The sequence below is a fragment of the Microbacterium algihabitans genome (genome assembly GCF_032464975.1).
GTDB classification, from domain to species: Bacteria; Actinomycetota; Actinomycetes; order Actinomycetales; family Microbacteriaceae; genus Microbacterium; species Microbacterium algihabitans.
On sequence record NZ_JAWDIU010000001.1, the window covers coordinates 911,064 to 925,089 of the forward strand.

13 protein-coding genes are annotated in these 14,026 nt (G+C 72.2%); 8 read left to right on the top strand and 5 right to left on the bottom strand.

Features of this window, described 5'->3' with window-relative positions; all coding sequences use genetic code 11:
- Window positions 1–6: 6 nt before the first annotated feature.
- On the bottom strand, window positions 7–1,149 hold the full coding sequence (purM, locus tag RWH43_RS04285) for a phosphoribosylformylglycinamidine cyclo-ligase (RefSeq protein ID WP_316000746.1): 1,143 nt from the start codon (window positions 1,147–1,149) through the stop codon (window positions 7–9).
- Between the two features lie 93 nt (window positions 1,150–1,242).
- Here purM and RWH43_RS04290 point away from each other — a divergent pair, with 93 nt between their 5' ends.
- Window positions 1,243–1,854 (top strand): zinc-binding alcohol dehydrogenase, encoded by a 612-nt coding sequence (locus RWH43_RS04290; RefSeq protein ID WP_154096847.1) that lies wholly within the window; start codon window positions 1,243–1,245, stop codon window positions 1,852–1,854.
- 6 nt (window positions 1,855–1,860) lie between these two features.
- Here the strand turns inward: RWH43_RS04290 and RWH43_RS04295 are convergent, their stop codons facing one another.
- Complete coding sequence (locus RWH43_RS04295; RefSeq protein ID WP_144830260.1) at window positions 1,861–2,196, bottom strand: potassium transporter Trk; 336 nt, start codon at window positions 2,194–2,196, stop codon at window positions 1,861–1,863.
- A 143-nt stretch (window positions 2,197–2,339) separates the two neighbouring features.
- Window positions 2,340–3,308 (bottom strand): LacI family DNA-binding transcriptional regulator, encoded by a 969-nt coding sequence (locus tag RWH43_RS04300; protein WP_154096848.1) that lies wholly within the window; start codon window positions 3,306–3,308, stop codon window positions 2,340–2,342.
- Between the two features lie 148 nt (window positions 3,309–3,456).
- On the opposite strand from RWH43_RS04300, the gene RWH43_RS04305 reads away from it, so the two are divergent.
- The 6 genes from RWH43_RS04305 (at window position 3,457) to RWH43_RS04330 (ending at window position 10,508) form a co-directional block, all read left to right on the top strand.
- Entirely contained in the window at window positions 3,457–4,953 is a 1,497-nt protein-coding gene (locus RWH43_RS04305) for a mannitol dehydrogenase family protein (RefSeq protein WP_316000747.1), read from the top strand.
- A 43-nt stretch (window positions 4,954–4,996) separates the two neighbouring features.
- The gene (locus RWH43_RS04310; RefSeq protein ID WP_144830268.1) at window positions 4,997–6,001 is read left to right on the top strand and encodes an L-idonate 5-dehydrogenase; all 1,005 of its coding nucleotides are present in this window, start codon (window positions 4,997–4,999) and stop codon (window positions 5,999–6,001) included.
- A gap of 69 nt (window positions 6,002–6,070) precedes the next feature.
- Window positions 6,071–7,471, top strand: a complete 1,401-nt coding sequence (locus tag RWH43_RS04315; RefSeq protein ID WP_144830271.1) for an MFS transporter — start codon at window positions 6,071–6,073, stop codon at window positions 7,469–7,471.
- A gap of 241 nt (window positions 7,472–7,712) precedes the next feature.
- On the top strand, window positions 7,713–8,939 hold the full coding sequence (manD, locus tag RWH43_RS04320) for a D-mannonate dehydratase ManD (RefSeq protein ID WP_316000748.1): 1,227 nt from the start codon (window positions 7,713–7,715) through the stop codon (window positions 8,937–8,939).
- A complete protein-coding gene (locus RWH43_RS04325) occupies window positions 8,929–9,579 on the top strand; it encodes a bifunctional 4-hydroxy-2-oxoglutarate aldolase/2-dehydro-3-deoxy-phosphogluconate aldolase (RefSeq protein WP_316000749.1) in 651 nt (216 codons plus the stop codon). Before manD ends, RWH43_RS04325 begins: the two co-directional genes overlap by 11 nt.
- Window positions 9,576–10,508, top strand: coding sequence for a sugar kinase (locus RWH43_RS04330; RefSeq protein WP_316000750.1), 933 nt, complete (start codon window positions 9,576–9,578; stop codon window positions 10,506–10,508). Before RWH43_RS04325 ends, RWH43_RS04330 begins: the two co-directional genes overlap by 4 nt.
- Window positions 10,509–10,628: 120 nt before the next feature.
- On the opposite strand, the gene RWH43_RS04335 is transcribed toward RWH43_RS04330, so the two are convergent.
- Complete coding sequence (locus tag RWH43_RS04335) at window positions 10,629–10,985, bottom strand: sterol carrier family protein (protein WP_316000751.1); 357 nt, start codon at window positions 10,983–10,985, stop codon at window positions 10,629–10,631.
- Between the two features lie 286 nt (window positions 10,986–11,271).
- On the opposite strand from RWH43_RS04335, the gene purD reads away from it, so the two are divergent.
- Entirely contained in the window at window positions 11,272–12,543 is a 1,272-nt protein-coding gene (gene purD, locus RWH43_RS04340; protein WP_316000752.1) for a phosphoribosylamine--glycine ligase, read from the top strand.
- A 119-nt stretch (window positions 12,544–12,662) separates the two neighbouring features.
- On the opposite strand, the gene RWH43_RS04345 is transcribed toward purD, so the two are convergent.
- Window positions 12,663–13,952: an ice-binding family protein gene (locus RWH43_RS04345; protein ID WP_316000753.1), complete on the bottom strand. Its 1,290-nt coding sequence runs from the start codon at window positions 13,950–13,952 to the stop codon at window positions 12,663–12,665.
- Between the last annotated feature and the right edge of the window lie 74 nt (window positions 13,953–14,026).

Genomic DNA, 14,026 nt, shown 5'->3' on the forward strand with positions numbered 1-14,026 from the left:
GAGGTGTTAGCTGGCTCCGTTCGCCGGCGTGCCGGCATCCGCATACGTTCCGACCAAGCGCACGGCGCCGCCGTCGACGCCCTTGGCGCCCTGTTCGTACTCGCCCTCGGGGCGGGCGCCGTCGCGCACGACGCCGACCTGCCACGTGGCGATGCCCTCGGCCTGCAGTGCCGCGATCGCGGCCTCGGCCACCTCGGGGGCGACGACCGCGAGGAAGCCGATGCCGAGGTTCCAGGTGCCCTCGGTGGCCGTGAGCTCGAGGCCGCCCATGTCGGCGAGCACGCGGAACACCGGCGACGGGCTCCACGTCGAGCGGTCGACGTCGACCCAGCTGTCTTGCGGCAGCACGCGCGCGAGGTTGGCGGCGATGCCGCCGCCCGTGACGTGGCTGAGGGAGTGGATGCCGGGGCCCACCGCACCGTCGTCGAGCAGGCGCAGCAGCGGCGAGGTGTACAGGCGCGTGGGCTCGAGCAGTAACTCGCCCCAGGTGCCGCCGAGCTCGGCCGAGGCCGAGCCGTACGCGATGCCCGCGCCCGTGATGATGTGACGCACGAGCGAGTAGCCGTTGGAGTGCAGGCCGCTGGAGGCCAGCGCCAGCACGACGTCACCGCTGCGCACGCGGTCGGCGCCGAGGATGCGGTCGGCCTCGACCACACCGGTCGCCGCTCCCGCGACGTCGTAGTCGTCGATGCCCAGCAGGCCGGGGTGCTCGGCGGTCTCGCCGCCCACCAGCGCGGTGCCGGTCATCGCGCAGCCGCGCGCGATGCCCGCGACGATGTCGGCGATGCGCTGAGGCACGACCTTGCCGCACGCGATGTAGTCGGTCATGAACAGCGGACGGGCACCGACCACGACGATGTCGTCGACGACCATGCCGACGAGGTCTTCGCCGATCGTGTCGTGCTTGTCGATGGCCTGCGCGATCGCGACCTTGGTGCCGACGCCGTCGGTGCTGGTCGCGAGCAGGGGCCGCGCGTAGTCGCGCAGGGCGGAGGCGTCGAAGAGACCGGCGAATCCGCCGACCCCGCCGAGCACCTCGGGCCCGTGCGTGCGGCGCACGGCCGACTTCATCAGTTCGACGGCGAGATCTCCGGCGGCGGTATCGACGCCTGCGGCGGAGTATGGGTTTTCGTGGGGAGCGGAAGCCACCGCAACAGACTACCCGGGCTCGACACGCGCGGGTGTCCGCGCGTCGACGCAAGGCCCGGTCGCACAGGCGGTGCGAATCCCTACAATGACGCCATGACGGGCGGGCAGCCGGAGTGGGTGATCCGCGAAGACGCGGCGCAATCGGTGCTCGTCGCGCTCTATCTGCGTCAGGTCATCGGCATCCGGGCCCCCGAAGAGCTCCCGGCGCTGCGCCGCGTGCCCACGCCTCTCACGGTGTCGAGGTCGGACGACGCGCAGGCCCGGCTCGAACGCGAGTGGCGGGAGTACTGGGCCATGACCGTCGAACCGCAGGCGCACCCCTCCCCCGTCCCCCTCGAGCTCATCGACGGCTTCGACACTCTCGTGACCCTCCCCGAGGGGCGAGCCGAGGCACTGCGGACGGCGATCGACGACCACGCCGACGACGCCGTCGAGTTCGCGCGCCTGTCGCACGACCGATACTCCCGCGAGGCGGCGGCGCGCCCCGGGGTGTCGTACCGCGCCTACGCCAGCGCGATCGCGGCGCACGAGCGCATCGTGGGGCGACGCGCGCACTCGTTCGAACTCAACGTGCAGGTGCTCCCGCTCGCCCAGCGGGGCGTGTGGTGGATCGGCTCGCTCACGGTCGCGGTGACCGACGGCCTGCGCGGCGACGTCGCCGCGTTCGACACGGCGATCCACCCGATCATCGCCGAACTGGCGTGACGCGGGTCAGACCTCGTACTGCTCGTGGTCGACCATCACCTGGCGGGTGCGGCCACCGAGCGTGCGCTCGAAGATGAGGGCGACGATCGCGGCGAGCACGACACCGACGACGACGCAGATCAGCGCGGTGAAGCCGAAGACCTGCAGCTCGGAGTACACGACCTGCGTGTAGGGGCTGAGGTTGGAGCCGTCGATCGCGAACGTGAGGATGAGGGCGGCCAGGATGCCGAGGAAGGCACCCGCGGCCAGGAAGACGCCGTACTTCGGCGCGCGGCGGACGGTCACGGTCTCGATGTCGTCGCGGACGTACACCGGTCGTTCGGGGGCGGGCTGCTCGGCCATAGGCCCATTGTCCCACCGCCGGGCGCGCAGCGGGTCGGGGGTTCGCGCGGGGTGGATGCCGAGGACGCACCCCTTCGCCGAGACCGCATTCGCGCGGCGTCGGCGATTCGGCGGTTCCGCCCGGCGAGGGACGCCGCCGCGGATCAGCGCGCGGCGGAGGGCGGGGCCGTCGAGCCGCGCACGATGAGCTGCGAGGGCAGCACGGTCTCGCCGATCGACGCCGTGCCCGACATCGCCTGCAGCAGCAGGTCGACGGCGAGGGCCCCGGCGCGGGCGATCGGCATCCGCACCGTGGTGAGGCTCGGCGTGACGGCTCCGGCGAGCTCGATGTCGTCGATGCCCACGAGGCTGACGTCGTCGGGGCACACGCGCCCGAGCTCGGCCATGCCGGCTTCGAGCCCGAGGGCGACGAGGTCGTTGTAGGCGATGACCGCGGTGGCGCCGCTGGCGACGGCCGCCGCGGCTCCCGCTCGCCCGCCCTGGATCGAGGCAGCGTGGTTGCTCAGACGGGTGAGGCGGATGCCGAAGCGCTCGCACGCGCGCGCCACGGCGTCGGCACGCTGTTCGTCGGCCCACGATCCGTGCGGGCCGGAGGCGTACGCGACGTGATGGTGGCCGAGGGCGGAGAGGTGCTCGACCGCCTGGGTCGGCCCGCGCTCGGCGTCCATCACGACGCACACGGCGCCGTCGATCACGCGGTTGACGATGACGTGGGGGGTGTCGGCCACGAGCGAGAGCACTTCGCGCTCTGGAAGGCGCGGGGAGCACAGCAGCAGTCCGTCGGTGCGGCATCCGAGCTCGATCGCCTCGCGCTCGCGGCGCAGGTCTTCGTCGGCGTCGAACAGCACGATGCGATGCCGGCCGTGCCACGCCTGCCCCTGGATCGCCTTGAGCAGGGTCGCGTAGACCGGGTTCGCGGCATCCGGCACCACCACCGCGATCGTTCGGGTGCCGACGGCCGCCTGCGGCGTGGCGTAGCCGAGCTCGGCCGCGGCGCGGCGCACTCGCTCGAGGGTCGCGGGGGCGAGGCGGTCGGGCTCGCCGAAGGCGCGCGACGCCGTGGCGATCGACACACCCGCGTGCCGTGCCACCTCGGTCAGGTTCGCCGCCATCACCACCGTCTCTCTGCCGTCGTTCCATCATCGTGCATGCCGACCTGAAAACTGTTGACAAGTTTGTACAAACCCTGCACACTGCTTTCATGCCGATCATCGACGATCTCACCCGGTCGAGCCCCGCCGCCCCGACGGGAGCCCGCGCATGAGCGCGATCCTGCGCCGTGGCGCGAGCCTCTCCACGGCAATCCCCTCCGCCCCCTCGGGCGCCGGCATCCTGCACCTCGGACTCGGCAGCTTCCACCGCGCCCACCAGGCCGTCTACACTGCGGCCGCGATGCGCGCCGAGGGCGGCGACTGGGGCATCGTCGGCGTCGCCTCGCGCTCGCGCCGGGTCGTCGACGCCCTGCACGCGCAGGACCACCTTTACTCCGTCGCGACGGTCTCGCCCGCGGGCACGACCCTCGACATCCCCGGGGTGCACACCGACTCGTACGTCGCCGCCGACGACCCGGCCCGCGTGGTCGCCGACCTCGCCGACCCGCGCATCCGCATCGCGACGCTCACGGTGACCGAGAACGGCTACAGCTACTCCAACGCCACCCAGCGCCTCGACGTCGCCGACCCGATCGTCGCCGCCGACCTGCGCGGGGGCGCCCCCCGCTCGACCATCGGCCAGCTCACGCGCGGCCTGCAGCGCCGGGCCGCGGCGGGCGGAGAGCCGATCGCGATCCTCAGCTGCGACAACCTGCTGTCGAACGGCTCGCACACCGAGAAGCTCGTGCGGGCCTTCCTGCAGGAGCTTCCGGATGCCGAATCGGCCGACGCCCTGGCCTACCTGGACCGCGCCGTGACCTTCCCCTCGAGCATGGTCGACCGCATCGTGCCCTCGACCACCCCCGAGCTGACCGACCGCGTGGCCGCTCTCCTCGGCGTGCGCGACGAGGTCCCCGTGCCGGCCGAGCCCTTCACGATGTGGGCGATCGAAGACCGCTTCGCGGGCGGCCGCCCGGCGTGGGAGGCCGGCGGCGCAGTGTTCACCGACGAGGTGGGCGCGTACGAGCTGCTCAAGGTGCGCCTGCTCAACGGCACGCACTCGCTGATCGCCTACCTCGGCGCCCTGCGCGGGGTTCCCACGATCCCGGATGCCATCGCCCTGGCCGACGTCGAAGCCGCCGCCACCGCGATCCTGCGGAGCGAGTACGAGCCCTCGGTCACCGCTCCGCGGGGCGTCGACATCGCGGCGTACGAGCGCGACCTGTTCGCCCGCTGGGGCAACAGCGCGCTCGGACACCGCACGAGCCAGGTCGGCTCCGACGGGTCGGTCAAGCTCGGCCAGCGCGTCCCCGGCCCGGTCGCCCAGGCGTTCGAGCGGGGGGAGTTCCCGCACCTGATCGCCCTCACGGTGGCCGCATACCTCGCCTGCATCGCCCCGCCCGCGGGCTTCGACCCCGGCCCCCACGCCGCGGCGATGACCGACCCGGCGCGCGAGCGCCTCACCGCCGTCGCCACCCGCGGCGGCCGCGACCTCGCCGCCCGCGCGATCGTCGATCTCCAGTTGTTCGGCGAAGACCTCGCGCACCGCACCGCCTTCGTCGACCGCGTGGGCGACCTGCTCGACACGATCGTCGAGCGGGGCGTCGACAGTGCGATCGCCGAGAGCCTCTCGGCATCCGGCACCCTCGCCCCCACCGCCCCCTGACCCATCCGCGCCCACCCGGGCGCACAGACTCGAAGGAGACGCGATGAAGCTTCTCGCGATCCACGCCGCGGAAGACATCCGCTGGGAAGACCGCCCCGCCCCCGAACCGGGCGACGGCGAGGTGCGGCTGCGCGTGCGCTACGTCGGCATCTGCGGGTCGGACCTGCACTACTACTTCCACGGCAAGAACGGCGAGTACGCGGTGCGCGAGCCCCTGACCCCCGGTCACGAGCTGTCGGCCGAGGTCGACCTCGACCCCTCGGGTCGGCTCGCGCCGGGCACGCCCGTCACCGTGCACCCCGCGCGCTTCGGCCCTTCGGTGCCGGGCCTCGAGGAGCGCCCGCACCTGCGTGCGGGCGGCGACTACCTCGGTAGCGCCGCGGGCTTCCCGCACCGACAGGGCGGAGCCGCCGAGCTGCTCGTGGTCGAAGAGCACATGATCCGCGTCCTGCCCGAGGGGCTGTCGCTCGAGCGCGCCGCCCTCGCCGAGCCCCTCGCCGTCGCCATCCACGCGGTGAGCCTCGCGGGCGACCTCTCCGGCAAACGCGCGCTCGTCATCGGCTCCGGCCCCATCGGCCTGCTCGTCGCGGCGGCCGCCGTGCACGCGGGAGCCGAGCTGGTCGGCGCGAGCGACGTGCGCCCCGAACCGCTCGAGCGCGCCCGCGCCCTCGGTGCGGGCGAAACCTTCCTCGTGGGCACCGACACGATCGAGAACGAGTCGTTCGACGTGGTCTTCGAGTGCTCCGGCGTCGGAGTGGCCCTCACGCAGGCCGTCCGCGCCGCCCGCCGCGCCGGCACCGTCGTGCAGGTGGGCATGCTCCCGGATGCCGAGCTCGGGGTGAACCTCGCCCCGATGCTCGCGAAGGAGCTGACGCTGCGCGGAGCCTTCCGCTTCTCGAGCGAGATCGACGACGCCATCGCGATGCTCGCCTCGACCGACGCGCTCGACACCGTCGTGTCGCACGTCGTCCCCGCCGCCGACGCGGTCAGCGCGTTCGCCGTTGCACGGGACTCCTCGGCATCCGCCAAAGTCCTGCTCGCTCTGTGAGCAAGCCCCTCGAACATCCCCCGACACCCCAGCGATTCCGCTACGCATCACCTACGAAGGAGTAATCCGATGAGCAGCTCATCCGCCCCCGGCGTCGACGCCTCGACGTCGCCGCCCGTCGCCACACGGTCCGTCGGCGACCTCGCCCGCGCCGCCGTCTCGGGCTGGCTCGGCACCGCCCTGGAATTCATGGACTTCCAGCTGTACTCGCTCGCCGCGGCCCTCGTGTTCAGCCAGATCTTCTTCGCCGGCGGCGACGCCGCGATGGCCGTCGTGCTCGCGATGGCGACCTACGGCGTGGGCTATGTCGCCCGCCCGGTCGGCGCCTTCTTCTTCGCCCGCATCGGCGACAAGATCGGCCGCAAGCAGGTGCTGTTCTACACGATCCTGCTCATGGGCGCGGCGACCACCCTCATCGGCGTGCTGCCCACCTACGAGCAGGTCGGCATCCTGGCCCCGATCCTCCTCGTGGTGCTCCGCCTCGCCCAGGGCTTCGGCGCCGGCGCCGAGATCTCGGGCGCGGGCGTCATGCTCGCCGAGTACGCCCCCGACAACCGCCGCGGCGTCGTCGCCTCGCTCGTCGCGCTCGGCACCAACTGCGGAACGCTGTTCGCCTCGGGCATCTGGGCGATCCTGCTCGCCGTGATGATGGAGAGCGACGTCATCGCCTGGGGCTGGCGCATCCCCTTCATCGGCAGCGCGATCATCATGCTCTTCGCCCTGTGGGTGCGCTTCAACCTCAAGGAGAGCCCGGTCTTCGAGGAGCGCACCGACGTCGTCGACGGCAAGGCGCTCTCGCGCGCCGAGCTGCACAAGGTCGCCACCGAGACCAACGACATCCGCACGCTCGAGTCGCTGCAGAAGAAGCCGCTCAAGGCCGTTCTCGTGTCGTTCTTCCTGCGCTTCGGCCAGGCCGGCAACTCCGGCATCGTGCAGACGTACCTCATCTCGTTCATCACGATCACCCTCGCGATCTCGAAGGAGGTCGGTCCCGAGATCGTCATCGTCTCGTCGCTGATCGGCTTCCTCACGATCCCGCTCGTCGGCTTCCTCGGCGACAAGTTCGGCCGCCGCCGCATGTACATCGTCATGTCGGCGCTGTCGCTGCTGCTGATCGTGCCGGCGCTGCTGATGATCAACTCCCGCGAGGTGGGCGCGATCTTCGTCGGCTACGCCCTGATCCACAACATCTCGGTGCTGGGCCTGGCGTCGATGGAGAACATCTCGATCCCCGAGATCTTCGGCGCCCGCAACCGCTACACCCTCACCGCCGTCGTCCGCGAGGTCGCCGCGATCATCGCCACCGGTATCGGCCCCGTCGTCGCCGCGGCCTGGGTGGCCGCCGCCACCGGCAGCATCGTCCCGATCATGGTGCTCATGGGCATCTTCACCGCGTCGGCCCTGGTCGCCGCGATCGTGGCCCCCGAGTGGACCGGTCGCGATCTGCGGGATCCCCGCCCCGCGATGTGATCCCGCGGGGTCGCTCTCGGGCGGCCCCGCACCCGGGCGGGTTCGTGACGGCGGACCCGCCCGGCATCCCTCCCCTCCCGCGCGTCCTCCCGGGGCGCCCAGCGTGGCCCCGGGTCCACGTTCGACGCCCCGGGACCGGATCCCACGCCCCGCGTGTGCCGCGCTGCCCCATCCAGCGCCCCGGGGCCACGAATCGCGCCCCACTTCGACCCGCCGCCTCCCTCCGCCAGAAAGTCCGCACATGAGCATCGCCTCCGTCGACGTCACCGTCACCAGCCCCGGCCGCAACTTCGTCACCCTGAAGATCACCACGAGCGACGGTGTCGTCGGGTGGGGGGACGCCACCCTCAACGGCCGCGAGCTGTCTGTGGCGTCGTACCTCTCCGACCACCTCGCCTCGATGCTCATCGGCCGCGACGAGGACCGCATCGAAGACACCTGGCAGTACCTCTACCGCGGGGCGTACTGGCGCCGCGGACCGGTGACCATGGCCGCGATCGCCGCGGTCGACATGGCACTGTGGGACATCAAGGCCAAGAAGGCCGGGATGCCGCTGTACCAGCTGCTCGGAGGCGCGAGCCGCGACGGCGTGCGCGTCTACGCCCACGCCTCGGGCACCGACTTCGAGGCCCTCTCGAACGCAATCACCGGATACCGCGAGCTCGGCTTCACCGCCGTGCGCGTGCAGACCGGCGTCCCCGGCCTCGGGCAGATCTACGGCGTCTCGGCCGCGGGCCCGGGCGTGCGGTACGACTACGAGCCCGCGAAGCGCTCGGGCGACCGCCCCGCCGAAGAGACCTGGGACACGCGCCAGTACCTCAACCACATGCCCGGGATCTTCTCGAAGATCCGCGAGGAGTTCGGCACCGACCTGCGCATCCTGCACGACGGCCACCACCGCATGTCGCCGATCGAAGCCGCGCGTTTCGCGAAGGACGTCGAGCCCTACGACCTGTTCTGGCTCGAAGACGCCACTCCCGGCGAAGACCAGACGGCGCTGCGCCTCATCCGCCAGCACTCGACCACGCCGCTCGCGATCGGCGAGGTGTTCAACACCGTGTACGACTACCAGACGCTCATCACCGAACGCCTGATCGACTACGTGCGCTCGGCCGTGACCCACACCGGTGGCATCACCGCGATGAAGAAGCTCCTCGACTTCGCCGCGATCTACGGCATCCGCTCCGGCATCCACGGTCCCACCGACATCTCCCCCGTCGGCATGGCGGCGGCCCTGCACCTCGATCTCGCGATCCACAACTTCGGCATCCAGGAGTACATGCCGCACAACGAGCAGACGCTCGAGGTGTTCCAGACCTCGTTCACCTTCGACAAGGGCTTCCTGCACCCGGGCGACCAGCCCGGCCTCGGCGTCGAGCTCGACGAAGAGGCCGCCGGCGCGTTCGAGTACACGAAGGCGTACCTGCCCGTGAACCGCCTTCTCGATGGGACCGTCCATGACTGGTGAGCTTCCCGCCCGCACCGTTTCGTCGAAGCTCGTCGTCGTCGCCCGGGCATCCGCCGCGTCGGACTACGCGCCCGTGCTGGCCTCGCTCGCCGAGGCGGGGGTGCAGAGCGTCGAGCTGACGCTCACCACGCCCGGCACCTTCGACGCCTTCGCCGACCTGCGCTCGTCGTTCGACGGCGACCTCGGCATCGGCACGGTCACGAACCTCGACCAGCTCGAGCGCGCGATCGCCGCCGGCGCCGACTACGTCGTCACCCCGATCACCTCGACCGCTCTGGTCGAGCACGCGGTCGCCGCGGGCATGCCGATCATCCCCGGTGGCCTCACCCCCACCGAGCTGTTCGCCTCGTGGTCGGCGGGCGCCTCGGCGGTGAAGGTGTTCCCGGCCGGTCAGGTCGGCCCCGGCTACCTGAAGGATCTGCGCGGACCGTTCCCCGACATCGCCGTCGTCCCCTCGGGAGGGGTGGATGCCGACAGCGCGGCCGCCTGGCTCGCGGCGGGCGCCGTGGCGGTCAGCGTCGGCGGTCCGCTGCTCGGCGACGCGTTCCGCGGCGGCGACCTGGGTGCGCTCCGCGAGCGGGCCGAGCGGTTCGTCGCGGTGTGCGCGGGGTCGGACCTGCTCGCGGGGCGGAGCGCGTGACCCGCGTCGTCACCCTCGGCGAGACGATGGCGCTCGCCCGCACGACCGAGGTCGGCTCGCTCCGGCACGCCGCGGGCCTGGCGCTCGGCATCGGTGGCGCGGAGACCAACGTCGCCGTGGGCCTGCGCCGCTTGGGCGTCGATGCCGCGTGGCTCGGCCGCGTCGGCGACGACCCGCTCGGCGAGCGCATCGCGCGGGAGCTGCGGGGCGAAGGACTCGATGTGCACGCGATCGTCGACGCCGAGGCGCCGACCGGCCTGATGCTCAAGGAGCGCCCGTCCGCGGCATCCACCGCCGTGCACTACTACCGCCGCGGTTCGGCGGGGTCGCGCCTCGCGCCCGACGACGTTCCGGCGGGATGGATCGAAGACACCGACCTGCTGCACATCACGGGCATCACGCCCCTGCTGTCCGACACCGCTCGCGCCGCCGTGCTCTCGGCCGTCGAGCGCGCCCGCACCGCCGGCGTTCCGGTCAGCTTCGACGTCAACTACCGCTCAGGCCTGGCGTCGCCCGAGGTCGCGGGGCCGATCCTCCGCGAGATCGCGACGCTGTCGACCCTGGTGTTCGGCGGGGTCGAGGAGTTCGCGCTGATGACCCCGGATGCCGCGGAGTCGCTGCTCGACGACGGCGTGCAGCACGTGGTGGTCAAGCGCGGCCCGGGTGGGGCCGCCGCCTTCACGGCGACCGGTGCCACCGAGGCTCCGGGCTTCGTCATCGACCCGCTCGACACCGTGGGCGCGGGCGACGCGTTCGTCGCGGGCTACCTCAGCGCTTACCTCGAGGGCCTCGACGTGGCCGACACGTTGGTCCGCGCCAACGCCTGCGGCGCGATGGCCTGTCTCGTGCCCGGCGACTGGGAAGCCGCGCCCACGCGCCGCGACCTCGAGCGCTTCCTCACCGGCGGCGGCGACCCGGTCCGGCGCTGACGCGGTCGGACCGGCGCTGCCCCGACCACCGCTCGAGATCACGCGATCCTGCGCAGCTCGTTCGGGGAATCTCGAGCGGATCGTGCACCCGGCGGAGAGCCGCGGATGCCGCGACCCGGGCTACGGCCGCAGCGGCAGCAGCGCGCTGATGTCGGCGCGCACGCCCGAGGCGACGATGCGGCCGGCGGTCACGGCATCCGCCCAATGCTCTTGCCCCGTCGCCACGGCGATCCACGTCGCCGCATCGGTCTCGACCACGTTGGGCGGAGTGCCGCGCGTGTGCCGGGGGCCCTCCATCACCTGCACCGCGCCGAAGGGCGGCACGCGCATCTCGACCGAGTTGCCCGGGGCCTTTTCGACGAGCAGCTGCAGCAGGTAGCGCACGGCCGTGGCGGTCGCCGGGCGCGGGGCGTCTCCGGCGGCGACCGCGGCGAGCGCGGCGCGACCGTCTCCAATCTCGATGCGGCGGGGAGGCATGGCATCCACGGTACCCGCGGAGCAGGGGGGGTCTGCGTCTCGCGGCGCGCGCGAACCTCGGCGATTCGCACAACCTCAGCCGCATCCCACCGCCGCGGGCTGAGGTTGCGCAGATGACGGAGGGTGTGACGCCTTCCCCACGCCGACACCCGCGCACGAGCTCAGCGATTCGCACAACCTCCGTGGCATCCCACCGCCGCGGGCTGAGGTTACACAGATCGCTGAGCGTGCGCGCCTTCCGCATCGCGGCGCGAAGGCACGGACCCGCGCTCGATAGGCTGACCGCGTGAGAATCCTGGTCCTCGGTTCGGGCGCGCGCGAGCACGCCATCATCCTCGCCCTGCGTTCGGAGGAGGCCTCGCACGCCATCTTCGCCGCCCCCGGCAACGCCGGGATCGCCCGAGAGGCTCACCTGGTCGACCTCGACCCGATGAACCCGACGGCCGTGCTCGAGTTCGCCAAGAGCGAGGCGATCGACCTCGTCGTCGTCGGCCCCGAGGCACCTCTCGTCGCCGGTGTCGCCGACCCGCTGCGCGCGCACGGTATCCCCGTGTTCGGCCCGGGCAAGGCGGCCGCCCAGCTCGAGGGGTCGAAGACCTACGCGAAGCGCATCATGGATGCCGCGGGCGTGCCCACCGGAGGAGCCGTGCGCGCGCACGACAGCGCCACCGTCGAAGCCGCCCTCGACCGGTTCGGCGCCCCCTACGTCGTCAAGGCCGACGGGCTGGCCGCGGGCAAGGGCGTCATCGTGACCTCCGACCGCGCCGCCGCCCTCGCCCACGCCGAGAGCTACCTGCCGAGCGGCGCCGTGCTGATCGAGGAGTTCCTCTCGGGCCCCGAGGTTTCGCTCTTCTTCCTGAGCGACGGCGACCACGTCGCCCCGCTCAGCCCCGCGCAGGACTTCAAGCGCCTCCGCGACGGCGACGAAGGGCCCAACACGGGCGGCATGGGCGCATACTCTCCGCTGCCGTGGCTCGACGAGCGCTTCGGCGGAGAAGACGAGTTCGTCGCCCTCGTGACGCGCGAGATCGCCGAGCCCGTGATCCGGCAGATGGATGCCGAGGGCACCCCCTTCATCGGACTCCTCTACGCCGGGCTCATCCTGACCGAGCAGGGCGTGAAGGTCATCGAGTTCAACGCCCGTTTCGGCGACCCCGAAACGCAGGTCGTGCTGCCGCGACTGATCGACCCCCTGTCCCGCCTTCTGCTGGCGGCGGCTTCGGGCACGCTCGAGGATCAGCCGCGCCCCGCCTTCGCCGAAGCGACCGCCGTGACGGTCGTGCTCGCGAGCGAGGGGTACCCCGAGGCCCCGCTGACGGGACGGGTGCTGACCGGACTCGACGCGGCCGAAGAGGTCGACGGAGTGCACGTCGCTCACGCGGCTACGGCCGCGCGTAACGGTGAGCTCGTCGCCACCGGCGGGCGAGTGCTGAGCGTGGTCGCGACCGGCACGACCTTCGCCGAGGCGCGCGAGGCGGCCTACGCGGGGCTCGAGCGCATCGGCCTCGAGGGCGGGCAGTTCCGCACCGACATCGCAGCGCGGGTCGCCCAGAGCTGAGCGCCCCCGCGGGGACTCGCATCGCGGCCCTCGAGAGCGCGACCGAGCCCGACGAGCGGTCGACCGCCGACACGACGAAGACCCCCGACCGCAGGGGCCGGGGGTCTCGGTTCAGAGGCTCAGGAGCGACGCGCTCGGCGACGGACGATGAACACGGTGGTCAGGCCGGCCACGAGAAGACCGACAGCGAGGGCCAGCGCCACGGTGGCGTCGGTACCGGTCACGGCGAGTCCGCTCGGGCTGCTCGGGGTGTTCGGCTGCGACCAGGTGGGAGGCACCGACGGCGATGCCGAGGGGCTCACGACGGGCTGAGACGGTGACGGCGAGGGGCTCGCACCCGGGGTGGACGGAGACGGGCTCGCAGCCGGCGCAGACGGCGAGGGGCTCGCACCCGGGTTCGACGGCGACGGCGACGGACCAGCACCCGGGCTCGACGGCGACGGAGACGGGCTCGCACCCGGCGCAGATGGCGACGGCGAGGGGCTCGCACCCGGGTTCGACGGCGACGGCGACGGACCAGCACCCGGGTTCGACGGCGACGGCGACGGACCAGCACCCGGGCTCGACGGCGACGGCGAAGGCGACGGACCAGCACCCGGGCTCGAGGGCGACGGCGAAGGGCTCGCACCCGGCTCAGACGGCGACGGGCTCGGCTCGGACGGCGTTCCGGGCGGAGGGCAGTCCTCGGCGGCGGAGATCGTGTTGGTGTCGAGCGTCACAGCCCCGTTCAGCGCGATGACTCGCCCCTCGACCTGAGCCGCGGTGGTCACGGTGACCGACTGGTCGGCGACGACGGTGCCCTGGAAATCGGCCGCGGTTCCGAGGGTGGCCGAGCTGCCCACCTGCCAGAACACGTTGCACGCCGTCGCTCCGCCGGTGATGGCGATGCGACTCGACGATCCGATGATCAGAGTGGATTCGGCTTGAAAGACCCAGACCGAGTCCTCGCCACCCGTGAGTGTCAGGGTGCCGGTGTCGGCCAGCGAGAGCGCCCCGCCCGAGTAGACGCCCGGCGACAGCGACAGGGTGTTGAGCTCGGCGAGCCCGGTGCGGGTCGGTGTGAGCGAAGCGGCGGTGCCGTATGCCGTCAGCGCGTCGCGCTGCGCTTGCACGGCCACGGCGTCGGTCTGGTGCACCGTTCCGTTGACGACACCGTTGGGCAGACCACCGAAGCCGGTGATCGATGTGCCGGGAGCGATCCCGAGGTCGCCGTTGACGACCGTGGGACCGGTGTTGGTGACGGCGCTGGCGCCTAAGACGCCGTAGTCGATCGCCGTGCCGAGGTCGATGGGACCGTCGGCGACGGTGGCGGCGGAGGCCTGGGAGATCAACCCGGCCCCCAGAAGTGCAGCGAGGCCCACACCGGTGATGGCCAGGGTGAGAGGGCGGATGTTGCGGGACGTGGCCATAGTGGCCCCTGTCTGATGACGAAGAGGCATAAGCGAACGTCGACGACGCATGATCTCCGGTTCTCGAAGTATGT